General features: G+C 42.2%; 1 protein-coding gene. It reads left to right on the top strand.

Annotation, left to right across the window (positions count from 1 at the left end):
• Window positions 1-237: 237 nt before the first annotated feature.
• On the top strand, window positions 238-1626 hold the full coding sequence (locus J7J01_07185) for a transposase (GenBank protein ID MCD6210655.1): 1389 nt from the start codon (window positions 238-240) through the stop codon (window positions 1624-1626).
• The last annotated feature ends 16 nt before the right edge of the window (window positions 1627-1642 follow it).

Raw genomic sequence — 1642 nt, 5'->3', positions numbered from 1 at the left:
TTCTTTTTAACCCATAATCATCTCTGTTGCGCCAAAAATTGGCGTGTTTGTAGCCACAAATCACGCCGAAAGCACAATATCGCCTATTTTTCTTAATTTTATCTCCCACTACATGGTTTCTACCAAAACCAAGTAAATTAAACCGGGTAAAAACCGTAAATCATTTAAATATATAACCCATATATTTTAACCCATATGAGAAATATCCCACCGAAAGTCCTGAAGACATTCGAACGCATGAAGAAGAAAGAGCCATCTCACATAGAGCTGAAAATCATCAAAAACAACTACTATGTCTATCGTGCAACGAGCGAATGGGATAAAGAGCGCAAGAAGGTCAGGAAAATAACCGAGTACATAGGCTCGATAGATCAAGGCGGTATCTTCAGGAAGAAGAGGGAGAGGTCACGGATTCAAGAGTATGAACGAGAGGTTTTTGAGTATGGAAATGGCGCGCTTGCCCATCATATGATAAAGGATCTGGAAGGTCTCCTGGCTAAAAATACGCCCTATTGCAACGAACTCATTGCCACTGCTATAATCAAGGCGATTGATCCGAAGCCGTTAAGGCTGTTTGCTTCCAGATGGGAGAAGCTGTATCTCTCCAAGCTGATCGATGTCAGCCTTACTCCAAAGCATCTTTCGTCTGTCTTAAGCAGCACAGGAAGGGACATCCATATATGGTATGACCTCTTCTCAAAACTTGCCACCAGAGAAGATATTCTGCTTTATGACTTAACATCCGTCTTTACCTATTCAAAGAACATAAAACTCGCGGAGAGAGGATACAACGCAGACCACGCATACATCAATCAGATCGGCGTAATTATGGCTTTTTCATCCATTACAAAGCTGCCCGTTGGAGTAGATGTCTTTTATGGCTCTATGAAGGATATAACAACAGTTAGAGACTTTATTGAACGATTCCCGAAGAAAGACATTGGTTTTATCTTTGATCGCGGATTCTCATCGTATGGACTGTTGAATGATCTCAGGGAGGATGGAATACACTATATCGTTCCTCTAAGGAAGAATTCAACGCTCATCGATCTCAGATGGATGCGGTGGAGAGGGTCGTTCCTGTATAGGGGTAGACCTATTCGCTGGGGTACAAAAGGGACTGAGTATGGCACTTTATTCGCTTTTGAAGACCCTCTGCTTAAAGGTGAGGAAGAACAGGCGCTTCTCAGGAAAGTGGAAGCGAATAAACTGACGATGGCTATGTTTGAGCAGAAACGCAGACTTGCAGGTGTCATATGTTTGGTCTCGGACATGGATAAAGATGGAATCGATATGTTCGATATGTATAAGGGTAGAGAGGATGTGGAACTGGTATTTGATACGATGAAAAATAGATTAGAGTCAGATAAGACGTATTTGAGATCCGACGAGGCGGTAAGAGGGTATTTCCTGGCAACATTTCTTGCTATGCGGATATACTTCAAGATCTTGAAGAGTTTGAGAGAAAAGGGACTCACAAACAAGATTTCTGTCGAGGAAGTGCTATTTGAGCTTTCAAAGGTCACAAAAATTGTTGAAAAGAGTGGAAGAGAGTACTTCGCTAAGATCCCGAAGAGAGCAAGACAGATGTGTTCATTGTTCCCTGAGGTTCTACCTATGGGTTAACTTGCGGAGTTACGGT

The sequence above is a fragment of the Methanophagales archaeon genome, from assembly GCA_021159465.1.
GTDB lineage: Archaea > Halobacteriota > Syntropharchaeia > Alkanophagales > Methanospirareceae > G60ANME1.
The sequence above is the reverse complement of the archived record's forward strand: the minus strand, read 5'-3'. Positions and strand labels throughout refer to the sequence as shown.

Bases quoted from the DNA above. Each gene is read 5' to 3' on its own strand.
- J7J01_07185 (MCD6210655.1), top strand. From the start codon at position 238: ATGAAGAAGAAAGAGCCATCTCACATAGAGCTGAAAATCATCAAAAAC.